The organism is Bacillus cereus group sp. BfR-BA-01441 (assembly GCF_022663075.1).
Classification (GTDB): Bacteria; Bacillota; Bacilli; order Bacillales; family Bacillaceae_G; genus Bacillus_A; species Bacillus_A cereus.
This window is the reverse complement of record NZ_JAKUEU010000289.1, coordinates 1-350: the sequence shown is the minus strand read 5'-3', so window position 1 is coordinate 350 and position 350 is coordinate 1. Positions and strand designations below refer to the sequence as shown.

The following is a 350-nucleotide window of genomic DNA, read 5'->3' as shown; positions in this document are numbered from 1 at the left end:
ATTTCAACTTTTCGTACATTTCATTGTATGTATATCGCAACTTTATTTCCGTTAGCTGTTTTATCATGACGTCTGTATCATTTATTTCAAGCTCTTTATGTCCTAATGTATATAATACTTTTTTTATCCGTTCTCTTTTCCATTTTATAAGTTGCTCTTGTGAGATATTATTTCCATCGATAATAATTTTCATAAACTTTCTCCTTCCTTTTGATTGTATCGTAGTGTAGTTAATACTAAATTAACCATTTCATGTTTTGTATCTAGATTCAACTTTACTTCTGAATGAGCAATACTGTTAAGACCGTATAAAATAAATCCAGAAGCTAATAATGAGTTATCAGTATAAA

Annotated in this window: 2 pseudogenes; both read right to left on the bottom strand. The window is 27.7% G+C overall.

The features are described from left to right. Positions 1 to 193 (bottom strand): annotated as a pseudogene (locus tag MR107_RS30555) (hypothetical protein); the annotation flags it as partial. Further along, a pseudogene (locus tag MR107_RS30550) lies at positions 190 to 350 on the bottom strand (TetR/AcrR family transcriptional regulator); the annotation flags it as partial. The pseudogenes MR107_RS30550 and MR107_RS30555, both read right to left, overlap by 4 nt.